This window comes from Paenibacillus sp. NPDC058898, from assembly GCF_049316025.1.
Classification (GTDB): Bacteria; Bacillota; Bacilli; order Paenibacillales; family Paenibacillaceae; genus Paenibacillus_AQ.
On sequence record NZ_JBMOSM010000004.1, the window covers coordinates 494,214 to 510,624 of the forward strand.

14 protein-coding genes are annotated in these 16,411 nt (G+C 50.7%); 8 read left to right on the plus strand and 6 right to left on the minus strand.

The window, feature by feature from the left end; all coding sequences use genetic code 11:
* Positions 1-29 precede the first annotated feature (29 nt).
* The 4 genes from rocF to ACOZB4_RS14255 all read right to left on the minus strand — a co-directional run bounded on the left by rocF (position 30) and on the right by ACOZB4_RS14255 (position 4,466).
* On the minus strand, positions 30-935 hold the full coding sequence (rocF, locus tag ACOZB4_RS14240) for an arginase (RefSeq protein WP_379406582.1): 906 nt from the start codon (positions 933-935) through the stop codon (positions 30-32).
* A 242-nt stretch (positions 936-1,177) separates the two neighbouring features.
* Positions 1,178-2,539 carry an ABC transporter substrate-binding protein gene (locus ACOZB4_RS14245; protein ID WP_339272045.1) on the minus strand — a complete coding sequence of 454 codons (1,362 nt, stop codon included), beginning with the start codon at positions 2,537-2,539 and terminating at the stop codon, positions 1,178-1,180.
* A 125-nt stretch (positions 2,540-2,664) separates the two neighbouring features.
* A complete protein-coding gene (locus tag ACOZB4_RS14250; protein WP_339272046.1) occupies positions 2,665-3,489 on the minus strand; it encodes a carbohydrate ABC transporter permease in 825 nt (274 codons plus the stop codon).
* Entirely contained in the window at positions 3,486-4,466 is a 981-nt protein-coding gene (locus ACOZB4_RS14255; protein ID WP_379406440.1) for a carbohydrate ABC transporter permease, read from the minus strand. The genes ACOZB4_RS14250 and ACOZB4_RS14255 overlap by 4 nt, the downstream gene beginning before the upstream one ends.
* A 235-nt stretch (positions 4,467-4,701) precedes the next feature.
* Here ACOZB4_RS14255 and ACOZB4_RS14260 point away from each other — a divergent pair, with 235 nt between their 5' ends.
* From ACOZB4_RS14260 to ACOZB4_RS14290, 7 genes are all read left to right on the plus strand, one after another.
* Positions 4,702-5,685 (plus strand): LacI family DNA-binding transcriptional regulator, encoded by a 984-nt coding sequence (locus tag ACOZB4_RS14260; RefSeq protein WP_379406581.1) that lies wholly within the window; start codon positions 4,702-4,704, stop codon positions 5,683-5,685.
* Entirely contained in the window at positions 5,685-6,563 is an 879-nt protein-coding gene (rbsK, locus tag ACOZB4_RS14265) for a ribokinase (RefSeq protein WP_379406439.1), read from the plus strand. The genes ACOZB4_RS14260 and rbsK overlap by 1 nt, the downstream gene beginning before the upstream one ends.
* Before the next feature lie 2 nt (positions 6,564-6,565).
* The gene (gene rbsD / locus ACOZB4_RS14270) at positions 6,566-6,964 is read left to right on the plus strand and encodes a D-ribose pyranase (RefSeq protein ID WP_379406438.1); all 399 of its coding nucleotides are present in this window, start codon (positions 6,566-6,568) and stop codon (positions 6,962-6,964) included.
* Positions 6,965-6,979: 15 nt separating this feature from the next.
* Positions 6,980-8,461, plus strand: coding sequence for a sugar ABC transporter ATP-binding protein (locus tag ACOZB4_RS14275; protein WP_339272051.1), 1,482 nt, complete (start codon positions 6,980-6,982; stop codon positions 8,459-8,461).
* A 1-nt stretch (position 8,462) separates the two neighbouring features.
* The gene (gene rbsC, locus ACOZB4_RS14280) at positions 8,463-9,431 is read left to right on the plus strand and encodes a ribose ABC transporter permease RbsC (RefSeq protein WP_076320794.1); all 969 of its coding nucleotides are present in this window, start codon (positions 8,463-8,465) and stop codon (positions 9,429-9,431) included.
* Positions 9,432-9,446: 15 nt separating this feature from the next.
* On the plus strand, positions 9,447-10,364 hold the full coding sequence (gene rbsB, locus ACOZB4_RS14285; RefSeq protein WP_076320795.1) for a ribose ABC transporter substrate-binding protein RbsB: 918 nt from the start codon (positions 9,447-9,449) through the stop codon (positions 10,362-10,364).
* 222 nt (positions 10,365-10,586) lie between these two features.
* Positions 10,587-11,663 carry a Gfo/Idh/MocA family protein gene (locus ACOZB4_RS14290; RefSeq protein WP_379406437.1) on the plus strand — a complete coding sequence of 359 codons (1,077 nt, stop codon included), beginning with the start codon at positions 10,587-10,589 and terminating at the stop codon, positions 11,661-11,663.
* Positions 11,664-11,801: 138 nt separating this feature from the next.
* On the opposite strand, the gene ACOZB4_RS14295 is transcribed toward ACOZB4_RS14290, so the two are convergent.
* The gene (locus ACOZB4_RS14295) at positions 11,802-13,424 is read right to left on the minus strand and encodes a response regulator (protein WP_379406436.1); all 1,623 of its coding nucleotides are present in this window, start codon (positions 13,422-13,424) and stop codon (positions 11,802-11,804) included.
* A complete protein-coding gene (locus tag ACOZB4_RS14300; protein ID WP_379406435.1) occupies positions 13,421-15,157 on the minus strand; it encodes a sensor histidine kinase in 1,737 nt (578 codons plus the stop codon). Before ACOZB4_RS14300 ends, ACOZB4_RS14295 begins: the two co-directional genes overlap by 4 nt.
* A 313-nt stretch (positions 15,158-15,470) precedes the next feature.
* Between ACOZB4_RS14300 and ACOZB4_RS14305 the strand changes: the two genes are divergently transcribed.
* Positions 15,471-16,400, plus strand: a complete 930-nt coding sequence (locus ACOZB4_RS14305; protein WP_076321312.1) for an ABC transporter permease — start codon at positions 15,471-15,473, stop codon at positions 16,398-16,400.
* Positions 16,401-16,411 lie beyond the last annotated feature (11 nt).

Consider the following 16,411-nt stretch of genomic DNA (forward strand, 5'->3'; position numbering starts at 1 on the left):
AGCCTCTCATAATCAAGTATGAGGACGCGTCACAAGATGCTTTCGCCCAGCATGGAGCCGATTAAGCCGACAAGCAGCCGGGACGTTGTCTGTCCGCGGTCCAGCAGCGGGTTGTTCTCCACGAATTCAGCCGAGGTCAGAATAGCGGATTCCGACAGCATCTCCATGGCCAGATGCGCTTCCCGGTAACTGAGTCCGCCCTGAACCGGCGTTCCCGTTCCAGGTGCGATTTTCGGATCGACACTATCGATATCGAAGGAGAGGTGAACGCCATCCGTGCCCGTTGACGCTATTCGGATAGCCTCCTTCATGACTCGGAACATGCCCATGCGGTCGATGTCCTGCATCGTGAAGCAGGTAATGCCTTCCCGACGGATGAAATCCCGTTCGCCCTGATCGAGGGAACGAGCGCCAATGAGCACTACATGCTCCGGCTTGATCGTTGATTTTACGCCGCCGATCGATGTTAACTGTGCATCGCCTCTTCCCAAGCTGACAGCCAGCGACATGCCGTGGATATTGCCGCTTGGAGTTGTATCCGGCGTATTGAGATCGGAGTGAGCATCAATCCAGATGACGCCCAGGCTTTGATAGTGCCGGGTAAGCCCGGCTAGCGTGCCGATTGCAATGCTATGGTCACCGCCAAGGACAAGCGGGAAGACGCCCGATTGTGCCAGGGCAGACACATGAGCTGCGAGCTGCTCGTTAATCGTTATGACTTCTTTCAGATGTTTTAATTGAGGATCGTGCGTTTCATCCTTGTGTTCGGGGAGTCCAGCAAGGTCATCGACCTGGTAGGATACACCGAGCATGTCAAGCTTGCGTTTCAAGCCGGCTCCGAAAATCGCATTCGGTCCCTGGCTTGCGCCGCGGCGGGTAGCACCCCGGTCAAACGGCACCGGGACGATGGTTACGGTGGACGGAAGATTTCTCATCATAGGCTCACCTCCACTTTGTATCAGTGTATTCAGGAGCCCGGCTAAGTGACTTGGGCAAACCCCTATACAAGCTGATCCAATATGGAAAGTTGAGTGAAGCTGCCATCAGAAAAATACCCCTGATGCATGATTCATAGGGCACCGCGGGGGGGCCTTATGATCCTGTATCAAGGGTTGCAATTCGTTCATATATGACAGTATATGAGGTCTGTCTTCCGAGAAAGTACGTCGATCGACGTTTATTTCACCGTTTTATTATAGGTCTCGATCTTGGAGCTGATCTCCTGAGCGGCTTTGTCCAGTGCTTCCTGCGCCGTTTTTTGACCGTTTAGCACTTCCTCGATGGCCGTTTCCGTCAGCTGGCGGGCTTCAGGGAACACGCCCATGACAGCGCCTTGCGTTGCCAGGTTGGCCGTCGTTTGATGCAATTGATCCACGGCCGTCTGGAATTGCGGATATTTCTCCAGGTTTTCCTTTACCAGGGTCTCTTCGTAAGCTTTAGTTGTTACCGGGAAGTAACCTGTGTTGACATGCCAGTAGGCTTGCGTTTGCGGCTCGGCCAAATATTTCATAAATTCCCAGGCTGCCTGCTGCTCTTCTTCCGATTTGTTGTTCATCAGCCACAGGCTTGCACCGCCGATAATAACGCCGCCTTCGCCGCCGTCAGCCGGTTTGGGCAGGAACGCCGTACCGACTTCGAATTTGCCTTCCGCTGCGCTGACGATTCCGCGGAGGGAAGCCGTCGAGTCCAGCGTCATGGCAATTTGACCTGCTGCAAATGCTTTTTTGGTGTCATCCGTTTTACGTCCCAGGTTCAGGAGCACCTTATCGTCCAGCATTTGCTTCCACCATTCCAGCGTCTTCACGGCAGCGCCGTTGTTGACCTGCGAAGCGGTTGCCGGAGAAGTGCGGCCATTGCCGTTGTTCAGCAGCTCAACGCCTTGATTCGCAAGGAATTGTTCCATGAGCCAGCCATAGATGGCGAAGGATGCGCCGGTTTGGCCGCCTTTTGTCAGCGCTTTTGCCGCTTCCGCTACCTCTTCGTAGGTTTTGGGAGGGTTTTCCGGGTCGAGACCCGCCGCTTTAAAAGCGTCCTTGTTGTAATACAGAATCGGGTTGGAGGAGTTAAACGGCATGGAGTACAATTTGTTGTCGAATGTATAGTAATTTTTGATATTCGGTTCCAAGGAGGAAATGTCGTATGCTTCAGCATCCATGAAGTCCTGAACCGGACGGATGGCCTTGGTATCCATCATGAAACGACTGCCGATTTCGTACACCTGGATCATGCTTGGACCGCTCTTTGATCCCAAGGAGGCCTTCAGCTTGTTCAAGCTTTCATCATATGTTCCTTGAAACACGCCCTCAACCTGAATATCCTTGTGGGCCGCATTAAAATCGGAGATCAGCTTGTCCGCGACAGTCCCGAGCTCCCCGCTCATGGAATGCCACCACACAACCTTAACAGGATCTTTGGCTGGCTCGCTGCCGGCAGCAACGGTCGTTTCTCCAGCGGCTGGCGTATTGCTGCAAGCGGCGCTGATCAGCATGAAGCAGGAAAGCAGGAGCAGCGCGAAGGACCTTTTACCAAAACGTTTCATGATCGGTTAATCTCTCCCTTTTTGAAAATAAAGTATGGTTTGATCTATCAGAAATTGCGCGGCCCGTTTCTTATCGATAACCGGCACGCAAGGCTGATTCATTATAGTCCGAATTAATATAGCGATTAGCCCTTCAACGCACCTGCCGTGATGCCGCGGACAAGCGGTTTCAAACCGAGCGCAAGCAGCAGCAGGGAAGGAAGCAGGAGAAGGAGTACGCCGGACAGAATCAAATTCCACGAATTCATCTCTTCGAACTGCAGCATGCCAATCCCGATCTGAACGGTACGCATTTCAACGCGGTTGGTGGTCAAGAGCGGCCATAGGTACATGTTCCAATTGTTCAGGAACGAGTACACGCCCAGCGTGGCAATTCCAGGTACGGATAACGGCACCACCATGCTCAGAAAAATCCGGACATGGCCGCAGCCGTCCACCCGGGCCGCTTCAAACAGCTCCTTTGGCAGCTGCAAAAAGGCTTGTCTGAGCAGGAAGGTTCCGAAGGCGGTTGCCAGGAATGGAACGATAAGCCCCTGGTAGGTATCGAGCCAATTCAAGCTTTTGACCGTCAGATAGTTCGGGATCATGATCACTTCCCACGGGATCATCATGGTGGCGAGAAAGAGACTGAACAGCAGCGTTTTACCCGGGAACCGGAGGAAGGCAAAGGCGTATGCCGCCAGGCTTGCGGTCACGATCTGCCCGACCATGATGGCAATGGAGACGACCAGGCTGTTCCCGATAAAGGTAAGGACAGGGATCGTATCGATCACCTTGGCGAAATTGGACAGATTGATGGCTTCCGGAAGCAGAGGTGGCGGATAAACGGCCGATTCAGCCTCGCTCATAAGCGATGTCGACAAGGTGTATAGAAGCGGAAAGGCAACGACCAGCGAACAGAGAAGCAGCGCGAAGTAGATGAAGCTTTTGGGCATGAGACGCATGTTCATTGGTAATGCACCTTCTTCTCCACGAATTTAAATTGAAAGACGGTCAGCAGCAGAATGATCGCAAACAGGATGAGCGCTTGCGCGCTGCCGATGCCGAAGCGGAAGTTGACGAATGCATCCTGATAGATATTGAACACGATGACGTTGGTGCTGTTCATCGGACCGCCCTTGGTCAGGATGTTGATTTGTCCAAACGCCTGGAAGGCGCCAATCACTGACACGACGGATGTGAAGAATAACGTAGGGGAGATCAGCGGCATCGTAATCCGGAAGAAGGTTCTTAACGGACCGGAGCCGTCAATCTTGGTACTGTCATAGATATCCTCGGATACGCCCTGCATGCCGCTCAGCATCAGGATGTAATTAAACCCAAGATTCATCCAGACCGTCATAATGGCAACGGAGATCATGGCCCATTTCGGATCGGTCAGCCATTGGATGGGCTGCGTGCCGAGTTGCGACAGGAAATAATTCAGCATGCCCATAGTCGGATGGTAGAGGATCATCCAGATCATCGAGCCGGTACCGACGGACACGGCCATGGGCAGCGAGAATATAAAACGGAATATTTTCATGCCTTTCAGTTTATTATGCGTCAGGGCTGCGAGCAGTATGGCGGCTGCCATGCCGATCGGGACCGTCAGTACGATAAACAGCAGTGTGTTGCCGAAACTGGTATAAAACATCTCGGAGGCCAGTATCTCCTTGAAATTATCGAACCCTACGAATTCGGCTACCCGGCCTTGAGGATCGGTCAGGAACAAGCTCAGATAGACGGATTTGAGCAGCGGATAGAACAGAAATAGACCGAAAATGAGCAGCGATGGTGCTAGACATGCATAAGCGAGCATGATTTCCCTGCGTCTTGTTTTCTTGATAGAGATCGGTTTTGCGGCTGTCGAAGGCTCAGCTTCGCTAACCGGCGGCGTCAGAGAATGACCCGGAGAAGGAAGCATAAATTCTTTTTCCATAATCATGTTTACCTCACTTTCCTGCTTGGCCTTACAGGTATTGAGTATAGGAACCGGATGTAAACTCCAGTAAAGGTTTTTGTAAGAATACCGTAATTTATTGCTGGCCATGTTATTACTGAAGGTGGGTTTGCCAATACCCGGTACAAAAATATTCCAATCCTCAAAAGCTTGCAGGTTAAAAAAAGATGTGATATGTTATAGCTGTAACCGGTTACACATGAATGAGGTGATGACAGTAATGGCAACGATCAAGGATGTGGCAAACCGGGCTGGCGTGTCCGTGGCCACGGTTTCACGGGTTTTAAATGGAAACGGTTACGTGCATGAGGACACTAGGTCCAAGGTAGAACAAAGCATTCGCGAGCTGAATTATACGCCGAATGAAGTAGCACGTTCTTTATATAAAAGAAAATCCAAATTGATAGGACTTTTGCTTCCGGATATTATGAACCCTTATTTCCCGCAGCTTGCCCGCGGAGTTGAGGATGAGATGCAGGAAAATGATTATCGGTTGATATTCGGGAACAGCGACGAGAGCAAGAAGAAGGAAATGGAGTACATCCAAACCTTTGTCCAAAATAATGTGGTTGGTGTCATATCATCGACCAATGATCCGGATGCCGACATATATGCAGGGCTCAAGATCCCGGTTGTATTTCTGGATCGAACCTCATCGGATCGACCTTCCGTATTTGCGGATGGTCGGCAGGGAGGTAGGATTGCGGCACAGGAGATGGTTAGGCGAGGCAGTAAAGCTATAACCGTGATTCAAGGCCCGGCGGATGTCCGTCCTGCCCAGGAGCGTTTTGAAGGAGCTGTTGAAGTTCTGGAAAAACAGGCGGCTGCGTATCAAGTACTGAAGACGACATCGTTTTCTTTAACCGACGCGGAAGAATTCGCCCAGCAAGTGTTCATTGAGCATCCGGACACGGATGGCGTCATCGCCAGTAACGATATTATGGCATCCGCCGTAGTCAAGGAAGCGCATCGGCTGGGGAAAAGGGTGCCGGAAGACGTACAGATTATAGGATTTGACGATATTCTGCTCAGCCGACTGCTGGCCCCGCCCCTGTCCACGATTCATCAGCCGGCATATGAAATGGGCCGGGAAGCGGCCAGATTGCTTATCGGACTTATTGAAGGGCAGCACATCGAGAGAAGCAGTATCGAATTCTCGGTAGAATTTATTGAGCGGCAGACAACAAGAAAGGTGGAATCATAATGGCGAAGATCGTGGTAATCGGAAGCGCGTCGATGGACTTGGTGGTCACCTCCACCAAGCGCCCCGGCGCTGGAGAGACGGTGCTAGGCGACAGCTTTAAGACGGTACCCGGAGGGAAGGGAGCCAACCAGGCCGTCGCGGCGGCGAGACTGGGTGCAGAGGTAACGATGATTGGCTGTGTAGGTGAAGATTCCTTCGGCGAAACGATTTTGAGCAATTTGCAGGAGAACGGTGTTATTACGGAGTATGTGGAACCGGTTACAGGTATTGAAAGCGGAACCGCACACATCATATTGGCTGAGGGAGACAACAGCATCGTGGTGGTTAAGGCTGCCAACGATCGGATCACCCCGGATTATGTTGATCAGGCAGCGGAGGTTATCCAGGCTGCGGATATCGTGTTGATTCAGCAGGAGATTCCGGAGGAAACGGTGGTGCATGTCAGTGAATTATGCGCAAGATATCAGGTGCCGTTGATGCTGAATCCGGCTCCGGCCCGCCCGGTGCCGAGCGTTGTTATTGAACGGGCGGCTTACATGACGCCGAACGAACATGAAGCGGCTATCCTGTTCGGAGATGAGCCGCTAGGCGACGTGCTGCGCCGTTATCCGAACAAACTGATCGTGACGGAAGGCAAGCGGGGAGTTCGTTATTTTGACGGCAATGAAGAGGTTGTGGTTCCCGGCTACAAGGTTGAAGCCGTGGATACAACGGGAGCGGGCGATACATTCAACGGTGCCTTTGCCGTGGCTCTGTCCGAAGGCATGAGCATGGCCGACAGCTTGAGATTTGCGAACCGCGCAGCTTCCTTATCGGTCATGAAGTTCGGAGCGCAGGGAGGAATGCCGTCGCGCCTCGAAGTGGAAGGGAGTCTTTGAATATGAAGAAGAACGGAATGCTGAACAGTCACATCGCGAAAGTGCTGGCAGATCTGGGACACACCGATACCATCGTTGTTGGCGACGTGGGCCTTCCGATTCCTCCCGGAGTTCCCAAGATTGATTTGGCGCTAACGCTGGGGACACCAAGTTTTACCGAGGTGGTAGAAGCGATCGCTGGCGATATGGTAATCGAAAAGATCGTCATCGCTGAAGAAATGAAGCTTGATAATAAGGAAACACTGCATTATATACAGGAAAATTTTCAGGATTGCGAGATCGAGGCTTGCTCACACGAGCAGTTCAAGGCACGGACTCGAAACGCTAAGGCGGTTATCCGTACAGGCGAAGCCAAGCCCTATGCGAACTGCATTTTGCAGGCCGGTGTTCATTTCGGTTAAAAAGGAGGAAGCACCATGAACATTGAGATGACGAATATCCAAAAATCTTTTGGCACGAACCGGGTGCTGGCAGGCGTGGACTTTGATCTCCGGGAAGGAGAGGTCCATGCCCTGATGGGAGAGAACGGCGCAGGTAAATCGACGCTGATGAATATATTAACCGGTCTTCACAGCCGGGATGAAGGCAAGATTGTCATCGACGGTAAGGAAACCTATTTTGCTAATCCGAAGGAAGCGGAAGAGAGAGGCGTTGCCTTCATCCATCAGGAGCTTAACATCTGGCCGGAGATGACGGTTCTGGATAACTTGTTTATCGGCAAGGAGATGACGTCCGGCCTCGGTTTCCTCAATATGAAACAAATGAAGGCGCTTGCGAAGGAACAGTTCAGCAAATTAGCGGTGACGATACCATTATCGCAGGAGGCAGGAGAATGCTCCGTCGGCCAGCAGCAGATGATTGAGATCGCCAAAGCGCTTATGACAAAAGCGAAAGTCATCATTATGGATGAACCGACGGCGGCATTGACCGAAAGGGAAATTGAGAAGCTGTTTGATGTCATCCGTTCATTGAAAAAACAAGGCGTATCCGTCGTTTACATTTCCCACCGGATGGAGGAGATCTTTACGATCTGCGACCGGATTACGGTCATGCGAGATGGTAAATCCGTCGATACCAAATCCATTCCGGACACGAATTTTGATGAAGTCGTCAAAAAGATGGTCGGCCGGGAGCTGACCGAGCGATATCCGGCACGTCATCCATCTCCGGGTAAGCCCGTGCTGGAAGTGAAGAATATTAGCAGTAAAGGCCGGTTCGAGAATGTAAGCTTCACGGTTCGTGCCGGCGAGATTGTTGGCGTATCCGGCCTGATGGGGGCAGGGCGCACCGAGATGATGAGAGCGATCTTCGGATTGGACCCGCTGGATAGCGGCGAAATCTGGGTACGCGGAAAGAAAGTTTCGATCAAGAAGCCGGATGACGCCGTGAAACACGGCATTGGATTCATAACAGAGGACCGCAAGGATGAAGGTTTGGTCCTGGATTTCTCGGTCCGTGAAAATATGGCACTGCCCAATCTGTTCAGCTTCTCTTCCAAAGGGTTCATTTCCGGGAAGAAGGAGCAGGATTTCGTGGACACCTTGACGAAGCGGCTGCAGATCAAGACGCATACATCCGAGACGCTGGCACGCAATCTGTCGGGTGGTAACCAGCAGAAGGTCGTTATTGCCAAGTGGATCGGAATTGGGCCGAGCGTGCTCATCCTGGATGAGCCGACACGCGGCGTGGACGTTGGTGCGAAGCGGGAAATTTATCAGCTGATGAATGAACTGACCGAACGCGGCGTGGCGATTCTGATGGTGTCGTCGGAGCTGCCGGAGGTGCTCGGAATGAGCGATCGGATTCTCGTTGTTCACGAAGGCAGGATTTCCGGTGAATTGGACCGTGAACAAGCCACGCAGGAACATATCATGACTCTAGCTACAGGAGGTCAGTAATATGACAACTATTAACGATGCCAAGGCGGAAAAAGGGTTTAAGGTATCAGGTTTGACGCAAAAGCTCGGTCCGCTGCTCGGACTGATCATTCTAATCGTTATCGTATCCGTCCTGAATCCCAGTTTCTTGGAACCGCTTAACATTCTGAACCTGCTGCGTCAGGTATCGATTAATGCATTGATTGCATTCGGTATGACGTTTGTTATTCTGACAGGCGGTATTGACCTGTCGGTCGGTTCGATTCTCGCGCTCTCCAGCGCATTTGTCGCCAATATGATGGTGGCCGGGTTTGACCCGATCCTATCGATCATCATCGGCGTTGCGCTTGGCGGTGTCATGGGGATGATCAATGGTCTCATGATTACCAAGGGGAAAATGGCGCCGTTTATCGCCACCTTGGCCACCATGACGATATTCCGAGGACTTACGCTCGTCTATACGAACGGTAACCCGATTACGGGTCTTGGCGACAGCCTTGCATTCCAATTGTTCGGTCGCGGATACCTGCTTGGTATTCCGGTGCCTGCTATTACGATGATCATCACGTTTGCCGTGCTGTGGGTCATCCTGCATAAAACGTCATTTGGCCGCAAGACATATGCCATCGGCGGTAACGAAAAAGCATCGCTTGTATCCGGTATTAAAGTACCGAGAGTCAAGATTATGATCTATTCCCTGGCAGGGATGCTGTCCGCGCTTGCAGGCGCGATTCTGACCTCCCGTTTGAATTCCGCACAGCCGACTGCAGGGACGTCCTATGAATTGGATGCCATCGCAGCCGTTGTTCTTGGCGGTACAAGTCTGACCGGTGGTCGCGGCCGGATCGTCGGTACGTTAATCGGTGTGCTGATCATTGGCATACTGAATAACGGGCTCAACCTGCTCGGTGTGAACTCTTTCTATCAGATGGTTGTCAAAGGCGTCGTGATTGCGATTGCCGTACTGCTCGACCGCAGAAAATCGGCTTAAGGGGGAGAATGAACGATGAAAAAAACAACTTTGCTGCTCGTATCACTTATGTTGATCTTCATAACAGGCTGTTCTCTGGAGCCGCCGGAATGGGCGAAGCCCAAGGCTGGCGGGGATGTCAAAGACATCAAAATCGGTCTTTCCATCTCGACCTTGAATAACCCGTTCTTTGTATCCCTGAAGGATGGCGTCGTTGCCGAAGCGACCAAACAAGGGATGGAGGTCGTTGTCGTAGACGCACAGAACGACTCGGCCAAGCAGAGCAACGACGTTGATGATCTGATTCAGCAGGGCGTCAATGCACTGCTGATTAACCCGACGGATTCGTCCGCGATTTCCACTGTGGTGCAAACGGCAAATAGCTTGGGTATTCCGGTCATTACACTTGACCGTTCGGCGGATCAGGGCGAAGTCGCTGCGCTGGTTGCCTCCGACAACATCAAAGGCGGTCAGATGGCAGCCGAGTATATCGTGGATCAGCTGGGCAAAGATACAAAGGTCATTGAGCTCGAAGGGGTTCCGGGTGCTTCCGCGACCCGCGAACGCGGCAAGGGATTCCATGATATCGCAGATAAGCAGCTGAACGTGGTGGCGAAGCAGGCAGCGGATTTTGACCGGACGAAGGGTCTGACCGTGACGGAAAATCTGCTGCAGGGCAACCCGGACGCCAAAGCGATTTTTGCCCACAATGACGAAATGGCCTTGGGCGCAATCGAAGCGATCCAAAGCTCGGGCAAAGACATTATGGTCATCGGCTTTGACGGTAACGACGATGCGCTGAAGTCCATCGAAGCCGGCAACCTGACGGCTACCGTAGCCCAGCAGCCGGAGCTGATCGGTCAGCTTGCCGTCGGCGCAGCCAAGGACGTGCTCCAGGGTAAAGAGGTGGAAGAGAATATCGCTGCACCTCTGAAATTGGTGGTGAAGGAGTAATCTAGTATGATTTAGAAGCGTTACCTTTTGCGATAGAAGCAGGGTAACGCTTTTTTTGGGGGAAATATATTGATCATTTCTTACAGGATGCGAAGTAACTCACAGCCTTGCGATAATAGCGGGAATACAATATCGTTAAAAGAGGACAGTTATTTCGCATATTATATTATAATGGATGTGTATGCGTTTACTTCTTAGATGTGATAAAGGAGCTATGTAATTATGACGATGGAGAAAAGAAAACATGCGATCGTGATCGTAGGTTATGGTGGAATGGGCAGCTACCATGCCAAGCTGATTAAGGACAATGCATTTCTTGAGGTTACGGGAACCTACGATATTTTGGAAGAACGCCGGGAAGTATCCCAGCAAGACGGGTATCCTGCCTACGAAAGCTATGAGCAGGTACTAAACGATACTGCGGTTGACGTGGTGCTCATTGCTACGCCTAATGACGTGCACAAGGAACTGGCACTTCAGGCGTTTAAAGCCGGCAAACATGTCATCTGCGAGAAGCCGGTAACATTGTCCGTCAGTGACTTCAAAGAGATGATGGCTGCGGCCGATGCTGCTGGCCGGGTGCTGATGGTTCACCAGAACCGCCGCTGGGATGAGGATTTCCTGACCATTAAACAAATGTACAATGAGAAAACGATAGGTGACCTGTTCCGAATTGAATCCAGGGTGCACGGGGCGAATGGCATACCGGGCGACTGGCGTCATCTGGAAGCCCACGGCGGCGGCATGCTGCTGGACTGGGGCGTGCATCTTCTTGACCAGGTCCTGTTCATGGTGGACAGCCGAATAACCAACCTGAGCAGCCGCTTGAGCTTTATTCTCGGCGATGAGGTCGATGACGGCTTTGAATCGGTCATCGAATTCGAGAACGGCGTATCCGTACTGATTGAAGTGGGAACGACGAATTTCATTACGCTGCCACGCTGGTACGTCAAAGGAACCGAGGGAACCGGTATTATTGAGGATTGGTCGTTAAACGGAAGAGTCGTTACCCGGAACCAGGATGCCGTGAAGGTGGAGCCGAAGCCGATTCAAGCCGGGGTAGGATTGACCAAAACGATGGCCCCTCCTTCCGAAGAAGCTACCATTACAGGAGCTCTGCCGGAGCCATATCGTCAATCCAGCAGCTTCTTCGATAACTTTGCGGCCGTGATCCAAGGCGAAGCAGAACCGATTGTGAAGAACGAGGAAGTACTGCGTGTCCTGAATCTGATCGAGGCAGTATTTGAATCGGCCAGAACAGGAGAAACGCTGAAGGATTTCGATATTTACCCTGCGTAATCTATACAGACTAGCACTCATTATGATCATAGAAAAAGTACCGCGGCTGCCAAGCATAAGCTTGAGGCTGCGGTACTTTTTATTTTTCATGTTGTGGTTGCTGACTGCTCATTCGCGAAACTCGTCGAGCGTGTAATGTTATTTCGCATGATCGATCTTTCCGCTGCTCCCGGCTTGCAGCACCCGTCTATAGTCACTGGGTGACCAGCCCGTATCCTGCTTGAACAGCTTTGAGAAATAGGAATAGTTGGCGTACCCCACCTTAGCCGCAATCTGGTATACCGACAAGGGAGTCGTCTCCAGCAGATGCTTGGCCGCCTTGATGCGGGACTGAATGATGTAAGTACCCAAAGAGACGCCCGTTTCTTTCTTGAACACGCGGGCCAAATAATCCGGGTTGAGATAGACGATTTCCGCCAGGCTCGTTCGCGTCAGCTCATCCCCGTAATGGCAATGAATATAATGCTTGATCTCCTCCACCACGGTATGCGAGTGGTCCGCGTAGGCATGATATTCTGCTGCCGTGCTGACGAGATATTTCGTATATTTCTCCATATCTTCAATTGAGTTCAAGGATTGCAGGAACAGCTGGTCATTGGTTTTGCCGGTATACAGCTTATGAGCCTGGATCTCTTTGCCCTTCAGATAGGAATATACCAGCTGTACGATATCCAAGCGGAATAAACGCAGCACCGAGGTGTTGTAGACGCCATTCTTGGCCAGGTTGTGCAAGTATTTGCGGGTTTCTTCCAGAAACCCAGCCGGATTGTTCCCGCTGAGAAGGACTTCCCAGTCTTGCAGCGGGGGAGGGGTGTACGTGGCTTCTTGCAGGGAATGGTGTTCCAGAAAAACAATCTGATTCCGCTTTTTGATCATATCCTCATTCATTTGCAGCAGCATCCGAATGGACTTGTTGATCTCCTCCAACGCCACCGAAATTGATACGCTGCAGGAAGCATCACTTCGGAGAAATTGATTGGCTTTTTCAATAAATGACGTGCAGATGTTTTCCATGACGCTGGAATCCGGAGGAAGATTCCATTTCAGCATGACCATCCAATTGTAATCCTTATATTCCATAGCGGCTTCAACCGTGAAGAGCGGGTCCTGGAACAATTCGGACAGCACATTGAGAAACGCATAGTCAAACAGGTCTTTGTCTTCTTTACCCAAACTTTGATCATGCGGAAAAATGGTGATGAGCACAGGAAGAAATAGATTCGACATCTCATAGGAGAGTTTCTGTTCCGCGATATATCCTGCGATGGAGGCCCGGTCCGAAGAAGCTTTCCGATCCTTTATCAGCTTGCTCCAAAAATGCTCCTGGAGCTTTTTTTGATTTTTTTTCCACAGCTGCCCGTCCTGTATCGCTTCCTGATCGCTTTGCTGTTCCTTTGCTTTATAGACGGCCTTGGAGATGATAAGGCTAAGCTTATCGAATTCAATCGGTTTCAGGAAATAGTCAAAGCTTTGCAGCTCAATGGCTTTCTGCGCATAGTTGAAATCAGCGTAATTCGTCAGAAATATCGTTTGAATGCCGTATTGTTCCTCGCGTATCCAGGCGAGAAGCTCGAGTCCGCTGCCCTGCGGCATTTCGATATCGCAGATGAGGATCTGGACCGAATGCTGCTGCAGTATATCCCTTGCCTGCGCAACGCTGTAAGCGGTATAGACCTGTTCGATCGAGAGTGTCTTCCAATCAATCTTCTTCTCCAGTGCGGCCACGACAAAATAATCATCATCAACCAGCAATACGTTCATTGAATTTCTCCTCTCCGTTCCTGCACGGGTTGTGGAAGCGTTAATGTGACGCTAGCGCCGCCCTCTTCCGGGTTCGAAAATTCCACATGCGCCCGGCGATGATAGAGCAGCTCGAGCCGTTGAAGGGTGTTCATAATCCCGATGTGCTTCCCTTCGCTTTGATCGAGCGCTTTGCCGGTTGTCAGCTTATCCAATACTTCTGCGGGAAACCCGGGCCCGGTATCGGATATCCTGATGACCATAGAAGGTTTATCCCCCTCCATCCGTAGACTAACGGACAATCGGATTTGCAGCTCATGATCTCGGGATACGGCGTATTTTACCGCGTTTTCGATAAAGGTCTGGAGCACGAGGGGCGGAATGGTGAGACCGGTAAGCTCCTCTTCGACATCGATACGATAAGAAAAGGCATCGCGATAGCGGTGCTTCTGAATCTCCAGGTAAATCCGGACATGCTCGATTTCGTCCTCAAGCCGCACGAGGTTATCGCCGCTTTGAAAGATGTAGCGAAAGTATTTGGACGTGGACAGCGACATATATTCGATTTCCTTAAACATCTGCATTTGCGCCATGCTGTAGATGTTCGTCAAGCAGTTCAGGAAAAAATGGGGGTTGATCTGCAGCTTCATATAATCCAGCTGGATTCTCTGTTTATCCAGCTGCTGCTCATAAATATCGATTTTAAACTTCTTGATCTGTTCGATCAGATGTTTGAATTGGGAGTTGACCTGCTCGAGCTCGATGATCTCGCTGCTCATGAAATCCAGATTTTCGCTATCCTCATGGATGCGCCTTACGTTTTCCGAGAAATTCTGAATCGGCTTTAACACTTTCTTCTTGAAATACAGCATCACCAGGCTGAGCGTACACGTGAGTATAACAAACAGCAGCATAATGAGGAGCTGGGCGATCATGATCGTCTCAAATACGCCGAATTGGATGACCAGTTGCACGTTGAAGGAAGCGTTCGAGAATCCCTCCGTGACCGTAGTCCGCGGCTGTGACAGGCTAAAAGGGGAAGCTTTGGCAGCTTCGACCATGGCTCCCAGCTCGCCGACACTGGCGCTCGAAAGAGCTGCCCCTTGATCATCCACCAGAGACACGTAACCATCCTCACCCAAATCCAGTTGTTGGAGTGGTCGGATCAAATCGTCTGCGGAGATGAGACAGATCAGATACCGGTTGTGGTAAGGAACGATGTTGATGATGTAATTCGTGTCCTGAACAAGGATTGGGTTCCAGTTGGAGTAGAACGTTTCGTATACGTTTTTGGAATCCGTGAGGGAGACGATTTGCTCCTTGAGTTCCAGGAACTCTGTATACGACAGGGACATGGGTGCATAGTTCTGAAAAAAATCCTGTTCTTTTAAATAGAAAAAGAAGTTGTATTCTTGGCCGTAGTTTTTTTGAAGTTCATTAAATCGTTTATGCACTCTTTCGCTCGACTTGATGTAGTCCACGTAATCGGTGCGGGGGGTATCCATGATCTTAACGCTCTCATCATTCGCCAGCGTCCAGCCCATATAGTGGTTGATGTAGGAGAAGTCATGATTGATCTGCCTGATGTACAGATTCGCTGTATCCTGCAAATATCGGGTCGATTGCTGCTTCACGATGAAGATGGAAGCGAAACTGATCACGAGATCCACCACGAGGGCAAAGATTGAGATAAAGAGCATGATTTTCACATAGTGACGGATGGGATAGGGTTTGTTATTCAGTGCTTTAACCATGGGGCTGCCGTGATTCCTTTCAATTCGCCAAATAATGAAAGCGTTTTAATAGTGGTACTGTCATTATAAATGGAAAAGACGAAAAAATCAGGAGCGAACGCTCGGGCATCTTCATAAAGTCCGGATACCACATCGTAAAGTCCGGATAATAGCATGCTTGTATATGGAAATCGAGGATTTCTTGAAGGGGGACAAGGCGAAGGTCCGAATAACGCATGATGAGGTCCAAATAACGATTCCGGGTGGAAGTATACTTGAGTTGCTTACGCGACATGCTGGATCCACGACGACGCGAACAGAAAGGGGAATCGATTTGAAAGCAGGCCAACTGAATAGAACAACACACCCAACCCTCGGGCGCATCAAAAAGAATTGGGGCCTGTATCTGCTGCTGCTGCCTGCGGTTGTGCTGGTTTTGTTGTTTTCTTACGTACCGATGTACGGGATCTTGATCGCATTCAAGGACTATAGTCCCGCTCTCGGGATTATGGAGAGTCCATGGGCGGGTCTAAAGTATTTTGAGAAGTTTTTTAACTCCTATCAATTCTCGACAACGATCACCAACACGCTTGTGATCAGCTTATACAGCGTTGCGACGTTCCCTATTCCGATCATGCTTGCCTTGATGGTCAATCAAATGCGCCAGAATTGGTTCAAGCGCTTCTTCCAGACCGTAACCTATATGCCGCATTTTATCTCCACGGTCGTGATGGTTGGACTCATGCTGATTCTGTTCTCCCCGGGGTCGGGGCTGATCGGAAATATATTTCGTCTATTCGGTGCGGAAGCGCCGAACCTGATGGGATCAGCCGGCTTGTTCAGCAGCGTGTACGTATGGTCGGACGTGTGGCAGCATACGGGATGGGACAGCATCATCTATATTGCGGCGTTATCTGCGGTGAGCCCCAGCTTGTACGAAGCGGCCACGATGGACGGGGCAAGCCGATGGCAGAAAATCCGGTTTATCGATATCCCGATGCTGATGCCAACGGTTGTGACCCTGCTCATTTTGCGGATCGGCAGCTTGCTTGGTGTCGGCTTCGAGAAGGTTTATCTCATGCAAAACAGTCTCAATATTACCTCCAGCGAGGTCATCTCCACGTATGTGTACAAAATCGGCATGCTGAGCAGCCAATACAGCTTCTCGTCGGCGATCAATCTGTTTAATACGGTCATTAATTTTGTTCTGTTGATTCTGGTTAACCAGATTTCGAAAAAATACAGCGAAAACAGTTTGTGGTAACGCAAGAGAGG

Coding starts and splice junctions, on each gene's coding strand:
- ACOZB4_RS14300 (WP_379406435.1), bottom strand. CDS start 15,157: ATGGTTAAAGCACTGAATAACAAACCCTATCCCATCCGTCACTATGTG.
- rbsK (WP_379406439.1), top strand. CDS start 5,685: ATGGCGAAGATCGTGGTAATCGGAAGCGCGTCGATGGACTTGGTGGTC.
- rocF (WP_379406582.1), bottom strand. CDS start 935: ATGAGAAATCTTCCGTCCACCGTAACCATCGTCCCGGTGCCGTTTGAC.
- ACOZB4_RS14295 (WP_379406436.1), bottom strand. CDS start 13,424: ATGAACGTATTGCTGGTTGATGATGATTATTTTGTCGTGGCCGCACTG.
- ACOZB4_RS14260 (WP_379406581.1), top strand. CDS start 4,702: ATGGCAACGATCAAGGATGTGGCAAACCGGGCTGGCGTGTCCGTGGCC.
- ACOZB4_RS14250 (WP_339272046.1), bottom strand. CDS start 3,489: ATGAACATGCGTCTCATGCCCAAAAGCTTCATCTACTTCGCGCTGCTT.
- rbsB (WP_076320795.1), top strand. CDS start 9,447: ATGAAAAAAACAACTTTGCTGCTCGTATCACTTATGTTGATCTTCATA.
- rbsD (WP_379406438.1), top strand. CDS start 6,566: ATGAAGAAGAACGGAATGCTGAACAGTCACATCGCGAAAGTGCTGGCA.
- ACOZB4_RS14290 (WP_379406437.1), top strand. CDS start 10,587: ATGACGATGGAGAAAAGAAAACATGCGATCGTGATCGTAGGTTATGGT.
- ACOZB4_RS14255 (WP_379406440.1), bottom strand. CDS start 4,466: ATGATTATGGAAAAAGAATTTATGCTTCCTTCTCCGGGTCATTCTCTG.
- rbsC (WP_076320794.1), top strand. CDS start 8,463: ATGACAACTATTAACGATGCCAAGGCGGAAAAAGGGTTTAAGGTATCA.
- ACOZB4_RS14275 (WP_339272051.1), top strand. CDS start 6,980: ATGAACATTGAGATGACGAATATCCAAAAATCTTTTGGCACGAACCGG.
- ACOZB4_RS14245 (WP_339272045.1), bottom strand. CDS start 2,539: ATGAAACGTTTTGGTAAAAGGTCCTTCGCGCTGCTCCTGCTTTCCTGC.